The sequence below is a fragment of the Gemmiger formicilis genome (assembly GCF_024462815.1).
Lineage (GTDB): Bacteria > Bacillota > Clostridia > Oscillospirales > Ruminococcaceae > Gemmiger.
Window position 1 is genome coordinate 1 of sequence record NZ_JANGCG010000123.1, and the last position, 206, is coordinate 206.

The following is a 206-nucleotide window of genomic DNA, read 5'->3' on the forward strand; positions in this document are numbered from 1 at the left end:
ACAAACAAAAAAGAGCATCCACGCCCATAAAAAGGCGGGATGACTGTTGCTTTTGCAGTTTCGTTACAAAATATCGCTTGCGCAGCCGTCCCGGGCCTGCCTGTGCAGGGTGCCGCAACACCCCGCTGCAAAACCCGCACGGTGTATCCGGTCTTATTTTGGCAGTTTTTCCGAATATCATTTTCTTTTTGACTTTTTTTCTGGAT

The 206-nt window shown here is 48.1% G+C and carries 1 protein-coding gene; it reads right to left on the reverse strand.

Annotated elements, in window-relative coordinates; all coding sequences use genetic code 11:
- Positions 1-206: hypothetical protein (locus NE623_RS14725; protein WP_256276187.1), on the reverse strand; the 206-nt coding region annotated here is incomplete at both ends.